Origin of the sequence: Marseilla massiliensis, from assembly GCF_023336985.1 — a bacterium.
GTDB classification, from domain to species: domain Bacteria; phylum Bacteroidota; class Bacteroidia; order Bacteroidales; family Bacteroidaceae; genus Prevotella; species Prevotella intestinigallinarum.
In genome coordinates this window covers 16,826-40,969 of the sequence record NZ_JAMBLP010000020.1, presented here as the reverse complement: position 1 = coordinate 40,969, position 24,144 = coordinate 16,826, and the positions used below count along the sequence as shown (strand labels likewise).

General features: G+C 58.9%; 15 protein-coding genes. 10 read left to right on the top strand and 5 right to left on the bottom strand.

Annotated features, from left to right (window positions below; all coding sequences use genetic code 11):
- Nucleotides 1–136: 136 nt before the first annotated feature.
- The 3 genes from M3089_RS12360 to gltX all read right to left on the bottom strand — a co-directional run bounded on the left by M3089_RS12360 (nucleotide 137) and on the right by gltX (nucleotide 4,388).
- Nucleotides 137–1,228: a metallophosphoesterase gene (locus M3089_RS12360; RefSeq protein ID WP_249084434.1), complete on the bottom strand. Its 1,092-nt coding sequence runs from the start codon at nucleotides 1,226–1,228 to the stop codon at nucleotides 137–139.
- Between the two features lie 416 nt (nucleotides 1,229–1,644).
- A complete protein-coding gene (locus tag M3089_RS12355; protein WP_249084433.1) occupies nucleotides 1,645–2,862 on the bottom strand; it encodes a 3-deoxy-D-manno-octulosonic acid transferase in 1,218 nt (405 codons plus the stop codon).
- A gap of 8 nt (nucleotides 2,863–2,870) precedes the next feature.
- A complete protein-coding gene (gltX, locus tag M3089_RS12350; RefSeq protein ID WP_249084432.1) occupies nucleotides 2,871–4,388 on the bottom strand; it encodes a glutamate--tRNA ligase in 1,518 nt (505 codons plus the stop codon).
- A 535-nt stretch (nucleotides 4,389–4,923) separates the two neighbouring features.
- On the opposite strand from gltX, the gene M3089_RS12345 reads away from it, so the two are divergent.
- Both M3089_RS12345 and M3089_RS12340 read left to right on the top strand, forming a co-directional pair.
- On the top strand, nucleotides 4,924–7,005 hold the full coding sequence (locus M3089_RS12345; RefSeq protein ID WP_205111223.1) for an HD family phosphohydrolase: 2,082 nt from the start codon (nucleotides 4,924–4,926) through the stop codon (nucleotides 7,003–7,005).
- A gap of 334 nt (nucleotides 7,006–7,339) precedes the next feature.
- Complete coding sequence (locus tag M3089_RS12340; protein WP_249084431.1) at nucleotides 7,340–8,881, top strand: OmpP1/FadL family transporter; 1,542 nt, start codon at nucleotides 7,340–7,342, stop codon at nucleotides 8,879–8,881.
- A 103-nt stretch (nucleotides 8,882–8,984) separates the two neighbouring features.
- Here M3089_RS12340 and M3089_RS12335 read toward each other — a convergent pair whose 3' ends face one another.
- On the bottom strand, nucleotides 8,985–9,293 hold the full coding sequence (locus M3089_RS12335) for a hypothetical protein (protein WP_249084429.1): 309 nt from the start codon (nucleotides 9,291–9,293) through the stop codon (nucleotides 8,985–8,987).
- A gap of 156 nt (nucleotides 9,294–9,449) precedes the next feature.
- Entirely contained in the window at nucleotides 9,450–11,723 is a 2,274-nt protein-coding gene (gene priA / locus M3089_RS12330; RefSeq protein ID WP_249084428.1) for a replication restart helicase PriA, read from the bottom strand.
- Nucleotides 11,724–12,487: 764 nt separating this feature from the next.
- On the opposite strand from priA, the gene M3089_RS12325 reads away from it, so the two are divergent.
- From M3089_RS12325 to M3089_RS12290, 8 genes are all read left to right on the top strand, one after another.
- Nucleotides 12,488–13,828 (top strand): TIGR00341 family protein, encoded by a 1,341-nt coding sequence (locus M3089_RS12325; protein ID WP_249084450.1) that lies wholly within the window; start codon nucleotides 12,488–12,490, stop codon nucleotides 13,826–13,828.
- Nucleotides 13,829–14,528: 700 nt separating this feature from the next.
- The gene (locus M3089_RS12320; protein ID WP_249084427.1) at nucleotides 14,529–15,620 is read left to right on the top strand and encodes a DUF3575 domain-containing protein; all 1,092 of its coding nucleotides are present in this window, start codon (nucleotides 14,529–14,531) and stop codon (nucleotides 15,618–15,620) included.
- The gene (locus M3089_RS12315; RefSeq protein WP_249084426.1) at nucleotides 15,571–16,815 is read left to right on the top strand and encodes a hypothetical protein; all 1,245 of its coding nucleotides are present in this window, start codon (nucleotides 15,571–15,573) and stop codon (nucleotides 16,813–16,815) included. Before M3089_RS12320 ends, M3089_RS12315 begins: the two co-directional genes overlap by 50 nt.
- Before the next feature lie 89 nt (nucleotides 16,816–16,904).
- Nucleotides 16,905–18,305 carry a hypothetical protein gene (locus M3089_RS12310; RefSeq protein ID WP_249084425.1) on the top strand — a complete coding sequence of 467 codons (1,401 nt, stop codon included), beginning with the start codon at nucleotides 16,905–16,907 and terminating at the stop codon, nucleotides 18,303–18,305.
- A gap of 88 nt (nucleotides 18,306–18,393) precedes the next feature.
- Nucleotides 18,394–19,647 (top strand): fimbrillin family protein, encoded by a 1,254-nt coding sequence (locus M3089_RS12305; protein WP_205111237.1) that lies wholly within the window; start codon nucleotides 18,394–18,396, stop codon nucleotides 19,645–19,647.
- Between the two features lie 72 nt (nucleotides 19,648–19,719).
- Entirely contained in the window at nucleotides 19,720–20,871 is a 1,152-nt protein-coding gene (locus M3089_RS12300; protein WP_249084424.1) for a fimbrillin family protein, read from the top strand.
- Nucleotides 20,872–20,953: 82 nt separating this feature from the next.
- Nucleotides 20,954–21,508: a DUF3575 domain-containing protein gene (locus M3089_RS12295; RefSeq protein ID WP_249084423.1), complete on the top strand. Its 555-nt coding sequence runs from the start codon at nucleotides 20,954–20,956 to the stop codon at nucleotides 21,506–21,508.
- 5 nt (nucleotides 21,509–21,513) lie between these two features.
- Nucleotides 21,514–24,141, top strand: coding sequence for an OmpA family protein (locus M3089_RS12290; protein ID WP_249084422.1), 2,628 nt, complete (start codon nucleotides 21,514–21,516; stop codon nucleotides 24,139–24,141).
- The last annotated feature ends 3 nt before the right edge of the window (nucleotides 24,142–24,144 follow it).

The following is a 24,144-nucleotide window of genomic DNA, read 5'->3' as shown; positions in this document are numbered from 1 at the left end:
CTGTCTCCAAAATATCCACTAAACCATTGTCTTAACTCCTTTACTCCCCTTAACTCCTTAACTCCTAAAACAATTCATTGAATAATGCCATTGTCCTGTAACTCCCTAACTCCCTGTACGTTTAAGCCCCCTGTGTTTATCGGGTGGCCCTCTTTATAGTTGCCACAACATATTCCGAGCGAGTGCCTATGCGGAACTTGCCGCCCCATATGCCCATGCCCGAGCTCACATAGTAGCGTGTGCCGCCCCTTTGCCATTGTCCGAAGGAGCATTCGTAGACGGCGTCGGTTATCCACGATATGGGCCACAGCTGGCCGCGGTGCGTGTGGCCGCTGAGCTGGAAGTCGGCTCCGGCCCTCTCGGTGCGCTCCAGGTGGTATGGCTGGTGGTCGACAACGATGGTAAACTTGCTGCTGTCGGCCATGCCCATGAGCTGGGCCACACTCTTGCGCCGCGGGTTAGAGCGGTCGTCGCGCCCTATCACGCACAATCCGCCCACCGTTGCCACGCTGTCGCGCAGCAGCGTTATGCCGGCCTCGGCCATGAACCTCTCGGCCCCGGCCATGCCCCCTATGTACTCGTGGTTGCCCGGGCAGGCCAGCACCGGGGCGTCGAGCCTCCTCATCTCGTCGGCCATGCCTTCCTCTTCGAGCGGCCTCAGGCTTCCGTCCACGATGTCGCCGGCAATGAGTATCAGGTCGGGGCGCTCGGCGTTTACCATGTCCACCCACCGGGCCAGTTCCTTGCGCCGGTTGTGGTAGCCCAGGTGCAGGTCGCTCATCATCACCACCTTCATGTCGCGGCCTATGTCCTTGGCCGTGGCAAGCTTAAGCGGCTGCCTCACCTTGTGCCTGTAGTTGAAGTAGCCGTAGGTGAACGTGACGGCCATCAGCGCCAGCAGGGCGGCCGCGGTGTAGCCGTTGGCGTGCAGCCACGACCTCGGCACCACGTGGGCCAGCCTGCCGATGTCGAGCAGCAGGAACGCCATCACGGTGTAGAGCAGTATGAATATCGAAGAGTTGCCTGTCTCATAGCATGCCGAGGCCAGTCCGAGCGGCAGCCTGTCGATGAGGCGCGAGAAGTTGAGAAACAGGGTGAGGAAGGCCAGGGTGCACATTGCCACTATAGCCCCGCGCCATGGTGCCCCGAACGGCAGCAGGCACCAGATGTGCCACAGGGCGTATGCCAGCCCGGCCAGTGGCAGCACGAAAAAGATAATTATCCACATGTCGGTTGTCTGTTTATGCTTTAGTAGTTGGTTGCGTTGGCCGCGGCTTCATCCCATGCCGGGCGCCATGCCGCAGTATGTCGTTTAGGTGGCGTTGCCGCGCCTGCCGGGCGCTTTCGCCGTCATGCCGGCATCTTGCCCGCCGCCCGGCCACGCCGCCGCCCTGCTTGCCTTCGGCAATGTGGGCCGGCATGCCGGACCGGCGGCGTGATGCAGCCGCATTGGTGGCCGATGGCCTGTTTGCCCCGATGCAGCCCCATGCCGTAGGCGGCGTTGCGTCTGCCTCCGTGCCGGCTTGTCGGTGCCGCAGCAAGAGAAGTCGGCGCGGCTCACGGCCTGCTGTTGTGTTAGCCGTGTGCCGCGCCGTTGCCCTGCAGCCCGAGCGAAGATGCATGGACTGGGCGGCGGTGCCGTTGTCACAGCGGTACGTCGGCCAGTATCTTGGCTGTTGCCCCGGTGCATCCCGCCACGAAGTCGGCGGCGTCTTTGCCGGCCTCGGCCAGCCTGTTGCCGTCGCCGGCGAATCCGTCCATGAGCGAGGCAAAGTCGTCGGCCGAGCCCACCTCGAATCCGCCGCCGGCGGCCATCAGCCCCTGCGCTTCCTGGAAGTGCTTGTTGTTTGGGCCGAAAATCACCGGTATGCCCCACACGGCGGCCTCGAGCACGTTGTGTATGCCCACCCCGAAGCCGCCGCCCACATAGGCAGCGCATCCGTAACGGTAGGCGCTCGAGAGCAGTCCGAAGCAGTCGATGATGAGGCAGCGCGCCCGGGCGGCTTCGTCGGGCGTGGTCTGGGTGTACCTCACTGTCTTCATTTCCACGCGTTGCTCTATCTGCCTGAGGTGGTCTTCGCCTATCTCGTGGGGCGCAATTACCAGTTTCCAGTCGTCGCGGCTGTTGAAGTAGGGTATGAACACGTCGCCGTCGGGGGGCCAGCTGCTGCCGGCCACAAACACGTTGCTGCCTTTTGCGAATGCTTCCACAATGGGCAGGCATTTCGACTGCTCCCTTATCTGCAGCACGCGGTCGAAGCGCGTGTCGCCCGCGACGGTCACCTCGGTGATGCCGAGCGAGGCCAGCAGTTGGCGGCTCACATCGTTCTGTACGTAGAAGTGGGTGATGCACTTGAGCACGCCGGCGTAACTGCGGGCGTACCAGCGGAAGAACACCTGGCCCGGCCGGAATATGCTCGACACGCTGTAGACCGGTATGCCGCGGTGTTTGAGTATGTGCAGGTAGTTGTACCAGAACTCGTACTTGATGAAGAAAGCCATTACCGGCCTCACGAGCCTCAGGAAGCGTATGGCGTTGAGGCGCGTGTCGAGGGGCAGGTAGCACACGATGTCGGCGCCAGAATAGTTTTTCCGCACCTCGTAGCCCGACGGAGAGAAGAACGTGAGCAGTATTTTATACTCGGGATGCTCGCGCCTGAGCTGCTCCATCAGAGGCCTGCCCTGCTCGAACTCGCCGAGTGAGGCGGCGTGGAACCACACGTAGCGCGCCGCCGGGTCGACCTTGCGTTTAAGCACGTCGAAGGCTTCGCGCTCGCCGTGCCACATCTTCTTGACCTTCGAGTCGAACAGGCTGGCTATTGCCACGCCAAGCATGTAGATGTATATCGCTATGTCGTACATTGCGCTTGTCAGCCGAGTGTGTCGATGGCACGCCTCATGCGTGCAATGGTTTCATCCTTGCCGAGGAATGCCGAGATGTCGAACATGCCCGGGCCTTTGCCTTCGCCCACGAGCGTCAGGCGCCATGCGTTCATCACATCGCCCAGCTTGTAGCCCTTGTCCTGAATCCATTGCTCCACGGTGTGCTCCTGTGCCTCTATCGAGAAGTCGTCGGTGGCTTCGAGCAGGGCGGCCAGCTCGCCCATGACGCGGGCCGAGTCTTCCTTCCAGCGCTTGCGGCGCGTCTTCTCGTCGTAGGCCGTAGGCGCCACGAAGAAGAAAGAGCAGAGCGGCCACAGCTCGCTGACGAAGTTCACGCGGTCTTTCATCATGGCCACCACGGCGCGCACTTGGCTGTCGGTGGCGGCCGGCACGTGGCTCCTCACTATGGGGGCGAAGAGCGCGGCCACCTCGTCGTCGCTCTTCATGAGCATGTATTCGTGGTTGAACCAGATGCATTTCTTGTAGTCAAACTTGGCTCCGGCCTTGCTGCACTTGGTTATGTCGAACAGCTGGCACAGCTCGTCGAGGCTGTATAGCTCGCGCTCCGTGCCCGGGTTCCAGCCCAGCAGGGCGAGGAAGTTGATGACGGCCTCGGGGAAATAGCCGCTTTCGCGGAACCCCGCCGACACTTCTCCGCTCTTGGGGTCGTGCCACTCGAGCGGGAAGACGGGGAACCCGAGCCTGTCGCCGTCGCGCTTGCTCAGCTTGCCCTTGCCCTCGGGCTTGAGCAGCAGTGGCAGGTGGGCGAACCGGGGCATGGTGTCGGCCCATCCGAAAGCCTCGTAGAGCAGCACGTGGAGCGGGGCGCTGGGCAGCCATTCCTCGCCCCTTATCACGTGGGTTATCTCCATCAGGTGGTCGTCTACGATGTTGGCCAGGTGGTAGGTGGGCAGTTCGTCGGCGCTCTTGTATAGCACCTTGTCGTCGATGATGTCGCTCTTTATGCGCACGTCGCCGCGAATGAGGTCGTCGACATGCACCTCGCGCCCCGGCTCAACCATGAATCTCACCACGTATTGGGCCCCCTGGGCTATGAGACTGTCCACTTCATCCTTGCTCATGGTGAGCGAGTTGCGCATCGACAGGCGCGTGTGGGCGTCATACTGGAAGTTCTGCACCTGGCCGCGCTTGGCTTCCAGCTCCTCGGGCGTGTCGAAGGCAATGTAGGCTTTGCCTGCGTCGAGCAGCTGCCTGACGTATTCCTTGTATATGTCGCGGCGCTCGCTCTGGCGGTACGGGCCCTTGTCGCCTCCGAAGGAAACCCCCTCGTCGAACGTTATGCCGAGCCACTTGAACGACTCAATGATGTATTCCTCGGCGCCGGGCACGAACCTGTTCGAGTCGGTGTCTTCTATCCTGAACACCAAGTCGCCGCCGTGCTGGCGTGCAAACATATAGTTGTAAAGTGCGGTGCGTACGCCGCCGATGTGCAATGCCCCGGTTGGGCTGGGCGCGAAGCGCACCCTTACTCTTCTCTCCGCCATTATAATAAAATCTATATCAGCAAATATTTTTGTGCAAAATTACAATAAATTTTTCACTATTTATACTTTTCCACCATATTTATCAGCTTATTCCTGCATAAAAGCAGCCTGCGGCAGGCTTGCCGGGCGGCAGGGGCGGGTACGGGGGCAGCCAGAAAATCGCCGGTGGACGTGGTTTCTGTTTGCAACGCTTTGGGTTACAGCGGGTTGTGCCGGCGATATGACTGCATCGTAGAAAAGGTAGCCAGGTGTGGCCTGACGGGCGGCCCTGTGGCGTGGCGCGGCCTGTACGGCATTCCCCTGCACCCCGTCCGGCCCTGTCGTGCCATCGGTTGTAAACAAAAAGGCCGCCCGTGGCAGGCCGCGGTCCGTAGCCCGGCGCCATGTGTCAGCGCCACGCCATCAACCGGCTTCTGCACCCCGGCACACGTTGCAGGCGGGCTTGAAGGCCAAATAATCACACAGCCACTTTGCCGTATCAGTTTTTTTTCGTATTTTCGCAATCGCAAACCAGACTTGAAATCATTCATGGCTTATGAGCACATTCAACAATAGGGAAGACATAACGTGGCGCGACATACTCGTGCGTGCTGCTGTCATCATCTGCACCGTGGCCATAACGGTGTGGGCCATGCCCAACGACAGCCGCAACTATTTCCGCGTGGAGCAGGGCAAGCCGTGGAAGTATGGCGATCTCACGGCGCCTTTCGACTTCCCGATATACAAGTCGGAGGAGGCCATAAGGCAGCAGCGCGACAGCATACTGGGCGCCTATGAGCCATACTACCGGCTGAACAGCGACGCCGAGGGGGAGCAGGTGCGCAAGTTTGTGTCCGACTTCAGCAACGGGATTCCCGGGCTCAGCGACGACTACATAAGCATTATAGCCAACAGGCTGCACGCTCTCTACCGGCGGGGGATAATAAGTGCGGCCGACTACAAGAAGCTCAACACCGACACTTCGCGCACCATACGCATAGTAAGCGGCAAGAGTGCCGTCAGCGTGAGGCTCAACTCGCTGTATACTACGAAGACCGCCTACGAGAGCCTGTTCATCGACGAGACGCTCGAACAGCACAGGCAGATATTGCAAAAATGCGACCTCAACGACTACATCACGCCCAACGTGGTTTACGACAGGGAGAAGAGCAGCACTGCACTCAACGACCTCATGAACGGAATACCACTGGCCGTGGGCGTGGTTCAGAAGGGACAGAAAATCATTGACCGCGGAGGCATCGTCGACGAGAAGGTGTACCGCATTCTCGACTCGTTCAAGAAGGAAAACGAGAGGCGCAGCCGCGACACGCGCCAGATACGCATGACCACGGCCGGCGAGGCGCTCTATGTGCTCATAGTCATCATTGCGTTCACGGTTTACCTTAGCCTTTTCCGCAAGGATTACTTCGACAAGTCGCGCAGCATAGCCATGCTCTACTGCCTGATCATAATCTTCGCGCTGCTCACATCGCTGTTGGTGCGCAACACGTGGTTCCATGTCTACCTGCTGCCTTACGCCATCGTGCCAATATTCATACGTGTGTTCATGGATTCGCGCACGGCCCTCATGACCCACCTGGCCATGGTGCTGGTGTGCGCCTGCATGTTGCAGAACCCGTTTGAGTTTATTGTGCTCGAGACGGTGGCCGGCATGACTGCCATATACAGCCTGCGCGAACTGCAGTACCGCTCGCAGCTGTTCAAGGCTGCCATAGTGGTCACGCTGGCGGCGGCGGCCATCAACTTCGCCTTCGACCTCATGCACGCGTCGGAACTGGCTGGCCTCGACATGACAAACTACAACTACCTCATCGTCAACGGTGTGCTCCTGCTCTTTGCCTACCCGCTGCTCTACGTGGTGGAGAAGACGTTCGGCTTCATTTCCGACATAACGCTGATAGAGCTCTCGAACACCAACAACGAGCTGTTGCAGCGCATGAGCGAGGTGGCGCCAGGCACTTTCCAGCATTCCATACAGGTGGGCAACCTCGCGGCGGCCATTGCCAACAAGATAGGGGCCAAGAGCCAGCTCGTGCGCACGGGCGCTCTGTACCATGACATAGGCAAGATGAACAACCCGATATACTTCACCGAGAACCAGTCGGGCGTCAACCCCCATGAAAACCTGTCGTGCATAGAGAGCGCGCAGATAATAATCAGCCACGTCACCGACGGGCTCAAGATGGCCGACAAGTACAACCTGCCGTCTGTGATACGCGATTTCATAAGCACGCACCACGGACAGGGCAAGACCAAGTACTTCTACGTGAAGTACAAGAACGAGCACCCGGGCGACGATGTCGACGAACTGCTGTTCACATATCCCGGCCCCAACCCGTTCACACGCGAGCAGGCAATACTGATGATGGCCGATTCGGTAGAGGCATCGTCACGTTCGCTGGCCGAATACACCGACCAGTCGATACGCGACTTGGTCAACAAGATCATCGACGGGCAGCTTGCCGACGGCTTCTTCCGTGAGTGTCCGATAACCTTCCGCGACATAGCTTACTCCAAGACGGTGCTTATCGAGAAGCTGAAGACCATCTATCACACCCGTGTGAGCTACCCGGAACTGAAGAAAGCGCCCTCGGCCGACGACAAGAAGCAGTCTTGACGCTGCCGGGACCGTATTTTGCTGGCGCTGGGTAGGTGGGCTTCCTGGCCGTTCCCGGCAGTTTGCGGTGTCGCCATGCCAATGGCGCTACACTGCAAGCAGGCTGTTTCGCCCCGATGTTACTGCTCATGCCTGCAGTTGGTAAAATACGAACAGTTTCCAAGTGGTGGCGGCTAAAAGAGACGGAATGTTGCATTTTTCTTTGCACAAAAGGCAGAGTTTGTGCAAGGAAAATGCGTTTTGTGGTTAATAAATATTAATAATTAACCTGCTGTTCGGCATTTTTTGAATGGTGTTTTTAACTTTGCAGCCTGTTCTTTAATTTTTATTTATAATGGTAAAACAGCGATTAGTATTTCTTGCCGCGGCGTTTGCCGTGGCCGGCAACTCCCTCGCCGGAGGGCTGCTCACCAACACCAACCAGAACGTTGTGTTCTTGCGCAACCCCGCCCGCGATGCCGCCATCGGCATCGACGGCGTTTACAGCAACCCGGCCGGGGTGGCATTCCTCGACGAGGGATTCCATCTGTCTATCAACCTCCAGAACGTTCACCAGACGAGAACCATACTTACGGGCTACCCTCTGTTTGTAAACAACGTGAAAAACCCGGGCAACAGCGTTCACGAATTCAAGGGAGAGGCCGACGCCCCGGTAGTTCCCTCGCTCCAGGCTGCCTACAACAAGGGGCGCTGGAGCCTGCAGTTTGGCTTTGCCATCACCGGTGGCGGCGGCAAATGTGAGTTTGACGGCGGCCTCGGATCGTTTGAACAAGTGGTTTCGGGAGTAACGTCATACGCCTCGGCCATCACCGGCATGTACGACCAGTTGAGCCGCATTCCGGGCATGGGCGACCTTGCCGGCCACGGCATGGGTAGCAGCTATGGCTACGACTCATACATGCGCGGCCGCCAGTATTACTATGGTTTCACACTCGGCGCGGCCTACAAGGTGACCGACCGCCTCTCCGTCTACGGCGGATTGCGCATGCTTTACGGCACGTCAAACTACTACGGCTATGTCAGGAACATACAGGTGGAGCACACATACAACGGCTCTTCGGAGATGGTGGGCGCATCGCGCCACTTCGCGAGCGAGAGCGCCATGCTCAACCAGCACGTCGGCCGGCTCGAGGCCATGGCCCAGGGCGACGACCCGACGCTTGCCGCCATTGCCGAGCAGGCCCTGCCCGGGGTGCGCCAGGCTGCCGCCACGACGGCCCTTCTCAGTGCCGCCACGCAAGACATCGAGCTCAACTGCGACCAGACGGGGTGGGGCGTGGCACCAATCATCGGCGTCGACTACAAGTGGGGCAAGGTGAACCTGGCTGCAAAATATGAGTTCAAGACGCGCATGAGGCTCAAGAACAAGTCGGCCAACAGCCTCAGTGCCGAGGGCATAGCCATGCTCGACAAGTTTGCCGACGGCCGCCGCGTGCCCGAAGACTCGCCTGCCCTGCTCGCCGTGGGCGCGCAGTGGGAGATTATCCCGCAGCTTCGCGTCATGGCCGGTTGGCACCATTATTTCGACGTAGACACCGAGCAGTATACCAAGGAGATGCTCGGCGACACCAACGAGTATCTGTTCGGCGCCGAATACGACATCACCGACCGCATCCAAGTGAGCGCCGGCGGGCAGCGCACAAAGTACGGTTTCAACGATGCGGGCATGAACGACATCAGCTACAACGTAGATTCATACTCGTTCGGACTGGGAGTCGGCGTGACTGTTGCGAAAAACGTGAAAGTCAATGCGGCCTATTTCCAGACCCTCTACGACGACTACGACATGACGTCGGGCACGGCCCCGGCAGTCACCACCAACTCGTTTACGCGCTCAAACCGCGTCATCGGTCTTGGCGTCGACCTGAAGTTTTGAGCCATAAGCCAGTGTGTCCGGCTTGCCTGCAGCCTGCGGTGGCGGGTTGCAGGCAAGCCGTAACTGTAATGTGGGGCTGCCTTTGCAGCCTCGTTTTCTTTGCTCAGGCAAACAAAAGAACAATTACCACCGTGGAAAGGACGTGGGGGAGCAATGCCAAGACGGCCTTGCCCGTGCGCCTGTACAGCCGTATGCTTAGTGCGGCGCAGCCCGCAAGCACAAGCGAGTAGGAGTTGATGGCAAAAAATACCAGCATCGCAAGCGGCATGTTATGCGGGTTGTCGAATATGAAAATAGAGGCGTAGAACACGAGCGGTGCCGCCAATATGGGCAGCATCATCACCACATTGACGGCTATGAGCCACTTTGGCAGACTGTGTTTGCGGTGCAATAGGGAGGGTGGTTGTTGCATAATGATTCAATGTATTTTGTTTTTTGCAAATAGGGTTTTGCCAAATGGCATCCTGCCCTGGCCACCGGCATTGGGCCGGTGCGGTGTTGGGGCCCCTCTGGCGGAGGCCTGCATGCCCGTTGCCTGGTCGTGATTTAGGTTTGAAGCAGGCTGCGGTTACACCGGGTCTACGTCGAAGTATGTCTGCACAGAGCGGAAGCGCGGGTCGTCGGCCATAGCCTTTTGCGCCGCGCGCAGATACTGCCTCACCTTGGCCATGTCGATGCCCAGTTCCAGTTTCAGCACAATCTTTCGTATGCAGAGCGTCTTCACCCGTGCCACGGCGGGCCTGTCGGGGCCCAGCACGCGGTCGCCGAACCAGCGGCGCAGCATGGAGCCCATCTCGTTGGCGGCATGGTCTACCACCGTTTCGTCGCGGTGCTTCATATATATATATGTAAGGTGGGTGTACGGCGGGTAGCGGAAAGCCTGCCGTTCGGCAATCAGTTCGCGGTAGAGCGCGCCGTAGTCGTTGCGCACAACATAGTCGAGCAGCGGCGCGTCGGGGCTTTTCGTCTGCAGAATCACCAGTCCGCGCCCACCTTTGCGGCCCGCCCTGCCGCTCACCTGCGCCATCATCATGAAAGCCTGTTCGTAGGCCCTGAAGTCAGGATAATTCATCATAGAGTCGGCATCGAGTATGCCCACCACGCTCACACGGTCGAAGTCGAGCCCCTTGCCAATCATCTGCGTTCCAATCAGTATGTCGGTGCGCCCCTCGGCAAAGTCGTCGATGATGCGCTCGTAGGCCCCGTTGGTGCGCGTCGTGTCGAGGTCCATGCGCGCCACCCGCGCCTCGGGGAAGGCATCGCACACGCGGTCTTCAATCTTCTCGGTGCCCGCCCCCCTTGTGTGCAGCTCCCTGCTGCCGCAGGCCGGGCACACCTGCGGCACGTCGTAGGCTGCCCCGCAGTAGTGGCACGTCATCTTGTTTGTGCGCCGGTGCAGCGTCAGGCTCACGTCGCACCGCTCGCAGCGCGGCACCCACCCGCACTGTCGGCACTCAACCATGGGAGCGAAGCCACGTCGGTTTTGGAAGAGTATTGCCTGTCGGCCCCCCTCGACGGCCTCGCGCACCTTGGCCATCAGCAGAGGCGACAGCGGTCCCTTCATCATCTTGCGCCGGCGCAGGTCCTTTACGTCGACAATGCGTATCTCGGGCAGCTCAATTCCCTTGTAGCGTTGCGCCAGCCTCACCAGCCCATACTTTCCCGTCTGCGCGCTGTGGTAGCTCTCCAGGCTCGGCGTGGCGGTGCCGAGCAGCGTCTTGGCACCCGTCATCTGCGCCAGCATGATGGCCGTGCTGCGGGCGTGGTAGCGCGGTGCGGGGTCTTGTTGCTTGAACGACTGCTCGTGTTCCTCGTCGACAATGACCATCCCGAGGCGCGCAAACGGCAGCAGCACCGCCGAGCGCGCCCCCAGAATCACGTCGTATGGGGCTGCCGAGAGCTGCTTTCGCCATATCTCCACGCGCTCGTTGTCAGAGTATCGCGAGTGGTATATGCCCAGTTTCCCGCCGAACACGCGGCGCAGCCGCTCGGTTATCTGCACCGTCAGTGCAATTTCGGGCAGCAGGTAGAGCACCTGCTTGTGGCTCTCGATGGCCTGCTTGATGAGGTGAATGTATATCTCGGTCTTTCCGCTCGACGTCACCCCGTGGAGCAACACCACGTTTTTCTTGAGGAAAGAAAACATTATCTCGTTGTAAGCCCGCTGCTGCGCCTCGCCCAGCTGCTTCATGCGGGTGAAGTCGGGCTCGCCCCCGGTGTTCAGCCGGCCCACCTCGCGTGTGTAGGTATCGAGCAGCCCTCGCTTCACCAGGGCGTTGACGATGGCCGTGGTGGTGTGGCTGGCGTTTAGAAGCTCGTCGCGCGTCACTTCCGCCACCGTCGCGCCATTGCCGCTGTCGGCCGCCGCGGCCCATCCCGACAGCGAGAGGTATGTCTCGAATGCCGCCCGCTGCCTGTCGGCCCGGCCAATCATGTCGAGCGCCACGTGCAGCCCACGGGCGCTGCCAAACTCGGGGCGCAGCCTTACGTAAAGCTCCGTGCGCGGCTTGTAGCCCTCCTCGGCCTTGAGCCCTGCCGGCAGCGCGGCCTTGAGCACGTCGCCTATGGGCGCCATGTAGTAGTCGGCCATCCATTGCCACAGCCTGTACTGTGTGGCGGTGACCACGGGTTCGGTGTCGAGCACGCGCAGGATGTCGCGCACGGCTATGCCCTCGGGTGCCTTGCCGTGCACTCGGGCCACCACGCCCACATGGGTGATTTTGGGCCCGAACGGCACCAGTACGCGCACGCCGAAGCGCACCTGTCCCTCCATGGGTGCAGGCACAGAATAGGTGAACAGGCCGTCGAGCGGCACGGGCAGTATGATGTCGGCGTATGTCATATTCTGCAAAGGTACTCAAAAATCCCTTAAGCCGATGTCTGCCGATGCTTAATAACCATTAAGAAACCGTATAGATGTGGCCAGTATAGCCTGTTCCGCCACCGTTTTTAGTGTCATTTCCGGCCGTGATGGCCCCGTTGCTTCTCGGCATGTCCGTATGTGCCGGCCTGTAGGAGCGCCGGGTTGGCATGAATGCAAGGCCCATGTTGGCAGTTGGCCGTGGCCGGGTGGCAGTACCGAAACGCGCTGGCCACCATTTCCCGATGCACCCAGGCCCGGCCCGTGGCGGTGTAGAGGCCCCGTGGCGCGCCTGCCCTACAGAGCCATTGCTGCCGATGGAATGGGCAAAAATAGCACGTCTTGCGTGTATTCTGCATGCATTCTGCCCCCTGCGGGTTGTTGTCGCCGGTGGCGTTGGCCGGCCGTTGCGTCCCGTCGAAGGCCATGCCGTCACAGGTGCCTATGGTGGCAGAACCCCCGAAAAGACAGTAAAACGAGCGTTTTCTGCCCATTCCATCGGCAGGGGGCTGCTCCTTGCCGTGGCGGTGCCGGCCTTGTGAGCCGCCTGTTTGAGCCGTAAGTCGATGCCCGTTGCCAATAAATAACATAGATGGGGCATCGCTTTGCAGATAATTGTGTATATTTGCCGAATGTGGCGCGAGCGGTTCGCGCTGCCCATAACCACAAAATGCAATAAAGAGATGGACAGAAGAAGAGAAGAACAACAGTTGGCCGTGCTGGCCAAGCGCTTCTTGCAGGCCGCCATGGCCACGTTGCGCAGATATTTCAATGCCATGCCCGACAAGGAGGATGAGGCCGAGACGGTGCGCGCCATCAGTGCCGGCGTGTCGTTTCGCGGTGCCACCCTGTGGGTGCTTGTGTTCGCCATATTCATAGCCTCGCTCGGTCTCAACGTCAATTCCACGGCAGTCATCATTGGCGCCATGCTCATATCTCCGCTCATGGGCCCCATCATCGGCATGGGCCTCGCCGTGGGCATCAACGACTTCGAGCTGCTCAAGCGTTCGGTAAAGAACTATATCGTGGCCACGGTGATAAGCGTCATCACGGCCATGGTCTACTTCCTGCTCACTCCCCTCGACGAGGCTCAGTCGGAATTGCTGGCCCGCACCGCGCCCACGCTCTACGATGTGCTCATTGCCCTCTGCGGCGGCGCGGCCGGAATAGTGGCCCTGGCCACCAAAGGCAAGGGCAACGTGCTGCCCGGCGTGGCCATAGCCACGGCCCTGATGCCCCCGCTTTGCACCGCGGGCTTCGGCCTGGCCACGGGCAATGTGTTGTATTTCCTCGGTGCGTTCTACCTGTTTTTCATCAATACCGTGTTCATAGCGCTGGCCACTTACGTAGGCGTGAGGATGCTGCGGTTTGGCCAGCGGCCGTCCGACGGAGGGCGCCGGCAGTCGGAGTTGCGCCGTTACATGGCCATGATAGTGGTGGTGACGATGATTCCGGCGGCCATCATGACCTACGACATAGTGCGCGACACCGTGCTCAAGGCCAACGCTCGGCGGTTTGTCAGCGAGCAGCTCGACAACGCCGGCACACGCATCGTGTCGTACGACGTCGACGACGACAGCCTGGCCCTGCGCGTGGTGGCCGTGGGCCGCGAGCTCACCGACAGCGCCATAGCCGCGGCAGGCCGCCGCTTGGGCGACTACAAGATGGGCAAGTATGCCCTGCGGGTGATACAGGGCACTGAGTCGGACTCGGTGATGATGCTCAACGACCGCCTTACCACCATGCGCACAACATCGGAAAACTATTCGGCCATGCTCCGTGAAGAGGCCGCCAAGGTGGCCGACCTGCAAGACCGGCTCAACGCCTACGTGCGCTATGACGCCGTGGCGCCCGAAGTGGCCCGCGAGATGGGGCAGCTCTTCCCCGCGGTGGGGGCGGTGAGCCTCTCGCTGTCGTCGCAGGCCGCCGTCGACACTGCGGCCGTGCGCCGCCTGCCCGTGGCCGTGGTAGAGCTGAAAGGCCGCGCCACGCTCAGCCCGCAGGAGCGCAGCCGCATGGGCGGGTGGCTCAAGGCGCGCATAGGTGTAGACACGCTGCTGCTCGTCACCACCGGCGGCGGGCGCTGACGTCGGCGCCACGGCGGGCCGGTATAGCCTCCGGCCCTTTTCCAAAGCCATGCCGGCAATGTTTGTTGTCACCTGCGGTTCATCATGCCGCCTAATGAGCTATGGGGGCATGATGTCTGGACTGATGTGCTTTTGTGCGAATGTAGGCAGACAGCCCATGCGCCATGCGGCGCATGGCAGGCCAACCTAAGGCTGCGGCAAGAGGCTTCGCCGTGAACAGGCTGGCATACAGCGAGTTGCAAGCGCCATTGCCCGCTACTCTGAAACAGGCCGTTCCGGGCCCTGAAACAGGCCGTATGGCAGCCCAATACGGGCCGTTTTGAGGCGCGGTATGGCAACAGCGCGAAATCGGCGGTGTTGCCGCTGCTTGCGGTTGGCCTGTATGCGGGCATGGGCAAATTGCCGATATTCATTTACATTTAACAGTTTTGACACGCCGGTTTAATACGTTTTTATTTTATATATATTAAGGTATGGCGTGTCAACTCTAAAATATGGTAAACGGAACTCGTCGTAAAATATTAGAATTTTACATATGTTAACACGGTGGTGCAAAGTTATGCTAAATAATATATCTACCTTTGCACCACTCTATATGTTTAATAGCAAAGTCTGTGCTTTTTAAGGTCGGCCTGTCGCAAGTGGTTGTCTACATTCGCGATAGAGCCTGATTTTTGTGCAGGCCAATATGCGTGGGAAAGTGAAACTGATAAATTTGAAGGTGATAGTGTGCTCCCTTGCCTTGTTGGCAGGGATACCCATTCGGGCACAAGTCGTAGACAAACGTCCACAGACGGACACCTTGTCGTTCAAAGACAGGCTCTCTTTGCGGTTCAATGCCTTAGACTGGGTTTTGCTTATGCCGGGCGTCGGCATAGAGTTCGACCTTGGCAACAAGAACTGGAGCCGGTGGGCTTTGGGCGTGGACGTCAGCGGCAATGTCGGCGGCTCGCATACGTTCAAGCCCGGCATAGTGTTCAACCTGGCCGAAGTCAATGTCGAACTGCGCAATTACTGGCGCATTCGCCAGATAGACGGGCGTGGCGTGAAGCGTCACACCGGTTTTGTAGACAAGCTCTTCTCTTGCCGTCGCGACAGGGTAAAGCATCCCACGGTGACATACTATCGCGGCCTCTACGCATCATACTCGGATTTTTCCGTCAAGTTCGGTTCGGAAGGCAAGCAGGGCACGGCCCTTTCGGCCGGCCTAAGCCTTGGTGCTGTGCGCCCGCTCTACGTTTTTGCAAACGGCAGCAGCCTCGATATGGAGCTCGGCCTTAGCGTGGGCGTGTGCTATGCGCGCTACGACACCTACCGGCATGACCGCGAGAGCGATTGCTACCCGTTGGTGTCGACCGGCGACTGGAAGATAGTGCCCTTCCCGGTTGTGAGAGACCTGCGTGTAGGCCTGGTCTACCGCCTGGGCGACTACCCGTCGACCCACAAATACCGATGGCGTTACGATTGCGACTACACGTTTGCGGCCTTGCAGGACAGCATCAACACCGCCCGCGAGACGGCCAAGATAAACCAGCATTATGCCGACAGCGTGGGCAAGGTGATAGACGCGGAGTTCTGGAAGGTGTACAACGCCGCCGCGCGCGTGAACAGAATCCACGCCGACTCGGTGCGCCGCGAGGCAGAAGCCAGGCAGAAAGCGCAGAAGGAGGCCGTGCGCAAGCAGCGCGCCAAGGATAAGGCCGAGCGGAAAAAAGAGAAGAAAGCATCTGCAGGCAAAGACAATGACAAGAGAGCAAATGAAAGAAAGGAGGACAAGGATGAGGCTCGCTGACGGTGTGCGCGCAGTGGCGCTTGTATCTTGGATGGTGCTGACGGCAATGTCGTGCACCACAGATGTGGAGTTGTGCCGCATGGGCAGCCACCCGCATTCGGGCGGCGTGAGCTTCTCGTATGCGTTTGATGCCGACGAGGATGCCACCGACTCGATGTTTGTCATAGCCAACAGGATAGTCAACCGCAGGCTCAGCGCCATGGTGGTCAGCTCGGCCACGGGCGATGGCAAGTTTCTGCTTGGCGGGACAGAAGCCTCTGCCGACACGGTGGCGGCCGGCGACAGCACGGCAGCGGCGGCCCTGTCGTCGTTTGACCTGCCGGTGGGCGACTACCGGTTCATGACCTTCAACCTTGACACCACAGAGCTGAAGTACGACGACCTCTACCGGTTCATAGCCCGCGGCGACACGGACATGGGCATGGACGAGATATACGTGGAATACCGTTCGTACGACAAGGAGGAGCCGGGCTTGCGCGAGACGCTGCCCGACTGGCAAGACTACAACCCGTATTCAGGCTACATACAGCCCAACATGCGCTCCGTGCTGCTCGACACCGTGGCGGCGCCGGTATCCGTGGGGCGCCACCTGTCGTGCCACTTCAGGCCGGTGCCCATGACCCAGAACATCGACCTGTACTTCAACATACAGAAGAAAGAAGGGGCGGCGCCGTTCATCGTCGACTCGGTGATGGGCGAGATATCGGGCCTGCCCTACAGGATAAGGCTCGTCACCGGCGACCTCGACATATCAAAGACATACAAGATGATGTTCCGCATGGACTGCGTCGACGCATCGGGAGCCCACATTGACGACACCTATTCGGCAAGCAGCGTGAGGTGCTATGGCAACATCAACGTGCCGGGGCTGGTGCCGGGCAGGTCGGCAGACGTGACTACGGGGCCGGGCATCATGCAGGTAATAATATATGTGCACACAACCAACCCCGCAGACCCTGCCGAAACACTCGTGAAGAAACTGCAAGGCAAGATCAACCTCTACAACACCCTGCGCGACGCGCGGCTGATAGACTATACCGACGACATGTCGTTTGTCAGGCGAACAGCCTCACACGGGGTGCTCAACATCAAGGCCAACCTGGTAATAGACGGCGAAACCATAATAGAAAACCCCGACAACGACTGGGGCATAGACAGCTGGATATCGTGCTCTGACATCGTGGTCGACATCTGATATGGCCGCGGTAGCCGGGCCTTGGACCCTTGTCAATATGCAAAAATGTGAAAACGGGTGCCGCGCCACCCACAAAACGAAGAAATATTATGACGATGAATGTTGTACATAAAACGAAGACAACCGCCTTGCTCAAGGGCGTAATGTCGGCGGCTGCCTCGCTGATGGTGCTTGCAGCCTGCACCGACTCATACCCGACGCTTATTCACAACGACGGCAGCACTATAGGCAATGACGAGGTGTACGACCGGGTGCCGCTGATGATGTTTGTCAACGAGCAAGACTATTTCTCAATCATTGCCACCAGGGGCACCGGGGTGTTCGACGACGAACATGCCGGGAAGCTGGCCAACTCGTTGTTTTACGTCTACGCTTTCCGAGCCGCCGAGGATGCCGACGGCAACATTGTGCACAATACCGACTACCGCGAGACGTCTTCGGGCGGAACGGCGTCAGACCAGGACAGGCTCACCGCTGCCGACTGCTTGCTCGACGGGGCAGACTACAACTTCGGTATGCCAACCAAGCTGACCGCCGACCGTAACGGCACGCTGGAGCCTCAAACAACGCAGAAGCTATATTTCAGCTCGGCGTTCCAAGACGTTGGCTACGACTTCTTCGTCTACCACATCGACGACTTTGAGCCCACGGCCGCAAACACACACCGCGAAGCCGACAGGATATACTATGACCTGGAGATTGACGGCTCGCAGGACATCATGAGCGGAATGGCCCCAAAACTGACAAGAGACGTGCTTGACGAGAAGATAAGAGACGGAAAGCTCACCATCACAAAGTCAGACCAGGAGCAGATTCTGGACATTGGCAACTACTGCACGTTTGCCGCCCACCGCGGGGTCTACCCAGTCATGGCCATGAAGCACAGGCTAACGCGCATGCAGTTTCTGGCTTATCCCGGCGACGAGTCGGCCGACAACGTGGTCATCAAGGGCATCAGCGTTGAGAGCCGCTATCGCGGCAGGCTTACCGTGGCAGCCCGTAACACCGACGAGACAGGCATAGAGTTTGACAGCGACAGGCGCGACCTCGAACTCAGGGAGGCGTCGCCCGACGGAGTGTCGCCGTGCCCGCCGCTCAATTCAGACGGATATGTGGTGAGCTACGACGGCAGCATGGCATCGTTGCCGTGGGACGAGCGCCCCGGGCTGAAGATAGGCGAGAGCCTGATGCTTGCCCCCGACTCGGAGTATGCCCTGACATTGTATTACACACAGACTGTCGACGTTGGCGGAGGCAAGACCGAACAGCGCGACCTGAAATCGCGCTACCTGCTCAAGGCCCAGGAGACGTCTTACTTCAAAGACCCCGAAACGGGGGCTTACATCTTCAGGCCGGGCTATGTATACTCTGTGAAGATAGTGGTATACGGGCTCCAGGAAATCAAGGTGTCGGCCAACATCGAGGGATGGGAGTATGGCGGAGACATCGTGCTCGACCCGATGGAAGACGACGGCGTGCTGCTCGAATGACCGGCCGGGGCTTTGCCGTCTGACGGTGACCAGCCATTGACAACTCGTAATGATAAATATATTATTTAATTATTAAAACAGTCTCGTTATGAAGAAAACGATTTTATTTGCAGCCGCCTTTGCAGGAGTGTTGTGCAGCTGCTCTCAAGATGATGTTGAAACATCAGGTTCGCTCGACTCGGCAGGCCTTGAGCCTATAAAGATTGGCGTGTCGTCACACGGTTCCGTGGCCACGCGCGGCACGGGAACGGTCGGCGGCGTCGAGGGCGACAACGACTGGGCCGGGCAGAGCTTCAGGCTGTATATGTTCAACAAGGGAACGGTGGTGCCCGCCACCGAGTCTGACGGGCATACCGCCATTTACGAAAACTACGACTTCAGGGCGCCGGGCTCCGGCGAGTCGGGCGTTGCCACTGCCTTCGACCAGTCGGTGAAGTATTACCCTACGTCGGGTTCGTTTGACTTCGTCGCCTACCGCATAGACGATGCAACGGGTACGCCGGCCGTGCCCACAGCCGTGGGCAGCGACCCGGCAAATCCCGACAGCATTGTCATCGGGGTTAAGATAGACGGCACGCAAGACATCATGAGTGCAGTGGCCGTGCCCTCCGACGAAGAGCTGGCATTGCTGTCGTCGTATCCCGACAGGTATTACTCTTCTTATTCGGCACACCGCGGGGTCAACCCCAACCTGCTGTTCCGTCACTTGCTGACACGCCTCAACTTCCAGATCATTGGCGGCAACGAGGCATCGTGCGTCAAGGCAGGCGAGGCCGCCGGCCAGGAGACATGCGTGAGGGTGACAAAGATAGAAGTGCTGTCGAAGTCGGCAGGAAGCCTGACCATAGCAAAGGCCGGCGGCGACAGGACATCGGCCGGTTCGTTGCAGTTTGACAGCGAGGTCGATACGCTGGTGCTCATGCAGCGCCCCGAGGGAGCTTCCGACAATGTAGACCTCGAGCCTATGGACGTGGTGATGCCAACGTGGAACTCGATATCCAACAGCGGCAACGAAGTGCAGGCCGGCGACGCCATGCTGGTGGCTCCCGACAGGTCGTATGAAGTGAAGATCACGTTGAGGCAGCGTGTGCAGACAGGGGTAGACGGCAGCGACCGCCCTGTGATGGAAGACAAGGAGCTCATAGTGAAGGATGTGATAAGCCTTTCGTCATCGTCGTCGGCAGCAGGTTTCCTTGCCGGCAACTCATATAACGTGAAGATTGTGGTGTATGGCCTTGAGAAGGTCAACGTCAACGCAACGCTGACGCCATGGACCGAGGGCGAAGACATCTACCTCGACCCGATAGACGGTGCTGCGTCTCTTGCCGCACAGGGCGAGTGACGGTGATGGCCGGGCCTGTGCCCCACCGGCTATCCTGCAGGCCCACTTACAACAAACAACATTGCAACTGAAATGAACATACGTTTTTACTCTCTGGCGCTGACCGTGGTGGCCATGCTTTCATCGTGCAGCAACGATGAGGGCATGGCCGCAGGCGGAGGCACCAGCCACAGCCCGGGCGACGTAGCGGTGAGCCTTGCCGCTGCGGGCCTGACGCGCGCAAGCATAGAGTCGGGTGCCGACGGCTTGTTTGAGGCCGACAGCATCGGAGTGTTTGCCTTGGCCAGCGGCTTCTTGCCCGGTGTGTCGGCCGACGGCGGCTTGGCATGGGCCACCGACGGCGGGTGGGGTGGCAGCACGGTGCTGCTGGATAACGTGGCCGCCAACGCCAGGCGCTCGCCCGACGCCACGCATACGGACATGGCATTTGCCGACGGCCCATATTTCTATCCGAACGATGGCGTTTACAGCTATTCGTTCTATGCATACCATCCTCGCACCTGCAACGTAGAGGCAACCGACTCCACTCGTGTGGCAGTCATCAGGCTTACGGGCAAGGAAGACTTGATATACGGCAAGGCCGTGGGCAGTGACCCGGAGGCTTTCAGCGCCATTTATTTCAGGCGGCCAGGCAACGAGGGCAATGTGCCATCGGTGCATTTTGAGCACAAGCTGATGCGCCTGACGTTTACGGCCCAGCCCGTGGCCGACGCCGACGGGCAGCTTGATGCCGTTTGCGACATGGCTATAGACAGTGTCAAGGTGATAGGGGTGCCGGCCGAGGCACGGCTGACGGTGGCCGACATGGCCGACGGCAATGAAGATGGCAAGGTGTCTTTTGACTGGGCCGACAAAGCGGCGATGGAAGACTTCTTGCTGCTCGGCACAGGCGACAGGCCGCTTGAGCATGGCGATTACTTCATGCAGGTGGCCGACGGCAAGCCTGTCGAGATGGCCGTTGGACAGGGCATCATGCTTCCGGTGCCCCCGGCTGGGGCCGGACAGCACCGCTACCGGGTGGCCGTGACGCTGAGAGACAGGCAGGGCAACGTGTACCATGGTGCCCCGCAAGAAGTTGGGCTGCCCGGCGGCAGGGCCTTTGAGGCCGGCAAGTCGTACAATGTGAAACTGGTTGTCGGCATGGGCCTCGACACCTTGTCTGCCGCGAGGCAAGCCCGGAGCGGCGCCGGCATAATGGATATCGTAGAGGCCCGGGCGCAGTGACCACCCCAGGCCTGAGCAAATCATGCCGGCCGCCGGCGTTCCCTCTGGCGGGAAATAACAAACAGATAACTGAAAAAGAAAAATGAATAAACTTGTCTTTGCCGCCTTGATGGCTTTTGCCTGCAGCACGTCGCGTGCGCAGATGGTGGCTGTGAGCACAGATGTGTTGATGGATGCATTGCAGACCCCGTCCGTAGGGGCCGAGCTGGTGGTGTGCGAGCGCTCTTCCATCAGTCTCAACCTCTTTGGCAACCACAACCCCTGGGGCAAGACTATGAAGATTGTCGGCATACAGCCCGAGTGGCGTTACTATTTCTCAGGGCGCCCCATGCACCGCCATTTTGTGGGCGTCGGGGCATTGGGCACCCAGTACGACATCACGTGGAAGGGCAAGGTGTATGACGGTTATGCCGTAGGCCTGGGCCTGACGTTTGGCTATGTCATACCACTATCGAGCAGGGTGAACATCGATTTGCACGCCGGTGTGGGATTGGTGGCTTACAGGCAGAAGGAGTATTTTGAGTCGGACAACTATGACCAGGACTACAGCTACGGCGGGACGGCACAGGCCAACGCCAGCGGCTATTGCCTGCTGCCAACGCGCATAGGTGTGTCTGTGGTGTACATATTAAAATGAGTTTCATGGTTTTTGGGATAAAGGTATTTAGATTCTACGCTGTCGTTGTCGCCATGGTGCTGTCGTGTATTGGCGTCGGCAATGCGGCCGCACAGGATGCACCCATGCATGTGTCGTGCCAAGTGGCCAAGTTGACCAACAACGGCAAGACATACTCGCAGGTAAGGTATGCCACGTTCAAGTCGTTGAAGCGGGCGATAAAGGTGAAGAACAGCCTTGTGGAGGCCGTGGCTGCCGTAAACGCCATCGGTGCCACGGGCGCAGAGATAGACAATGCCATCGTTGCCAGCGGGGCCTCGTGGAAAGACTCGCGCCCCAATGGCTCGTTCGACCTCTCGGTCATGGCAGGCCAGGCCGTCGTGGTGTTCTGCGACGAGGAAGAGGCCGAGGTGTTTGAGATTGTCGAGGGCAAGACGCGGTACGACATCGTGGTGCGCATGCGGCGCGCCTTGCGCGACATCATTGTCGACGGGCGCCGTAGGATAATAAAGCCCACATTCAAGAAGGTGCCGAGCATGGACACCGGCTATGAGACACAGTTTAGCGTCAACGTAGTGTTGCCTGAAGGATGGACCAAAGACGACTCGCGCCTCATCATACAGCCCATGGCCATTGACTGCCAGACGGAAGACACCATAGCTTACTTGGAGCCCATGGTGTATGAGGGCGGCGAATACCACAAGATGCAGGACAGGCGCATGCGCTTTGACTATTATGGCAAAGACCCGCTGGCCTTTGCTTACAAGGATGCCGTGGTGCTGGCCGATGGCGAGCCATTCTCGATGGACACCACAGTGACGTTCAAGAAGCCCGACAAGGACAAGACCTACAAAGGGGCTTATTACTGTGTGCTCGAGGATTTCCATCGTGAGTATTATAATAATTGTGGCGAGGGCACGGGGTCGTGCCTGGCTTTCCGCCCGTTCAAGTTCCTCGACCTGTCTGTGGCTTCGGCGCCACTCGACATAACTGACTTCAAGGTTGAGGCCGAGTCGCAGTTTACCACAGTGCCACGCAACCTTATGCTTACTTTTGAGGTTGGCACCGACAGGCTCACTACCGATTCGCTGAATGACGTTGAGTTCCGCAAGCTCATCGACGAGCTCAAGTCGTATGGCGACAAGCTGTTCCGTGTGCGTGTCGAGGGGTCTGCCTCGCCCGATGGCATCTATGAGAGCAACAAGGCGCTGGCAGGCAAGCGTGCAGCCCGTGCATTGTCCATAATAAAGAGCGGCCTCGGCCCGGGCGCCGACGTGCAGCTGCCGGCGCCGACGGTGAAGGTGTATACGTGGCAGGATGTTGTTGCCGAACTCGAGGGCAACGGCACGGACACGGCCATTGTGTCGATGGTTCGCAACGTTGTCGCAACGACCGACAGCCGCAGGGTAAACTTGGCTTTGCGCAACTTGCCGTTCTACGCCTCTGTCATTCAACCCGTCTTGGCGGGCCAGCGCATGATGAAGTGCTCTTATTCATACGAGCGCGACCATGTGATGACTCCCGACGAGGCTGTCGAGGCTTATTACAGTTTCAAGCCCGACTATATCGCAGGGAAGAAACGGTTCTCTGACGGAGATTATTACAATCTCTTTGCTACGGTCAAGGACAAGGCCGAACTCGACACAATAACGGAGATGGCTTACCGCCAGATCACCGCCCAGCCCGGATACGACAAGCTGCGTTTCGCACCGTACGTGGCCAACAGGATGGCTTTGCTCAGCATGAGGCGAGGCGTGCCCGACCCGAGAATACTGGCCCCGTTCATAGATTACACCGACAGGCGTGTGCCAGCAAGCAAATATGAGGGTGGCGTGGCTGTGCGCAAGAACTTGCGCGAGATGCTCATCAATCAGGCTATAATATATTTCCAGGAGCAGAAACTCGACACTGCGCAGTATCTTGTAGACTGGGCTCCCAAGGATTCAATAACGTCGAAGCTCGAAAAGTTTATCCACTTTGAGCGTTATTTCATCAAGTATATACAGGGGCAGTGCACCCCCGAGGAGGAAAAGATGTGCAATGAGGCTTATGCTTATGTCATGCAGTTGAGCGCAGACAACAGGGCCATCATCTTTTCGGAGCTCCATTCTCAGCTTAACAAGACCCGACAGGAGGCAGAGGCCTTGGTCGACAAGATGGACGATTCGAATGCAAAGAAGTGGTATCTGAAGGGATTGCTTTGGAGCGAAGAGGCCGGCAAGGAGCCTCCCGTGGGAATAGCCGACGACGGATTCAGGGAACTTTCCGATGTAGAGTTCATGAAACTTCAGAACACCGACCCCGCTGCAGCGGTAAAATACACGGAGGCTCTTGAGAGGCATGCCAAGTTGCAAGAGGCTGCCGGCACCGACCGTACGCCGTTCTTCCTGGCTTATTTCCAGCACAGCTTCGACCTGGAGCCTAAGTACAAGAGCCTTTATGCCAACGAGGGAAACGTTAGCGACGACATTCGTGAGAAATATCCATACGATGACGACAAGGCCGACGCCTACCGCCGTAAGTTCGACATGCTTTACGCAGCGTCGCGCAGCAAGGCGGCCGGCAATGGAGCCGGCTTCGGCAGCGCGCCTTCTTCCGGCAGCGATGCTGAAGCGCCAGCCGTTCAAGACAAACAAACAGAGGAGACAAAATAGTAA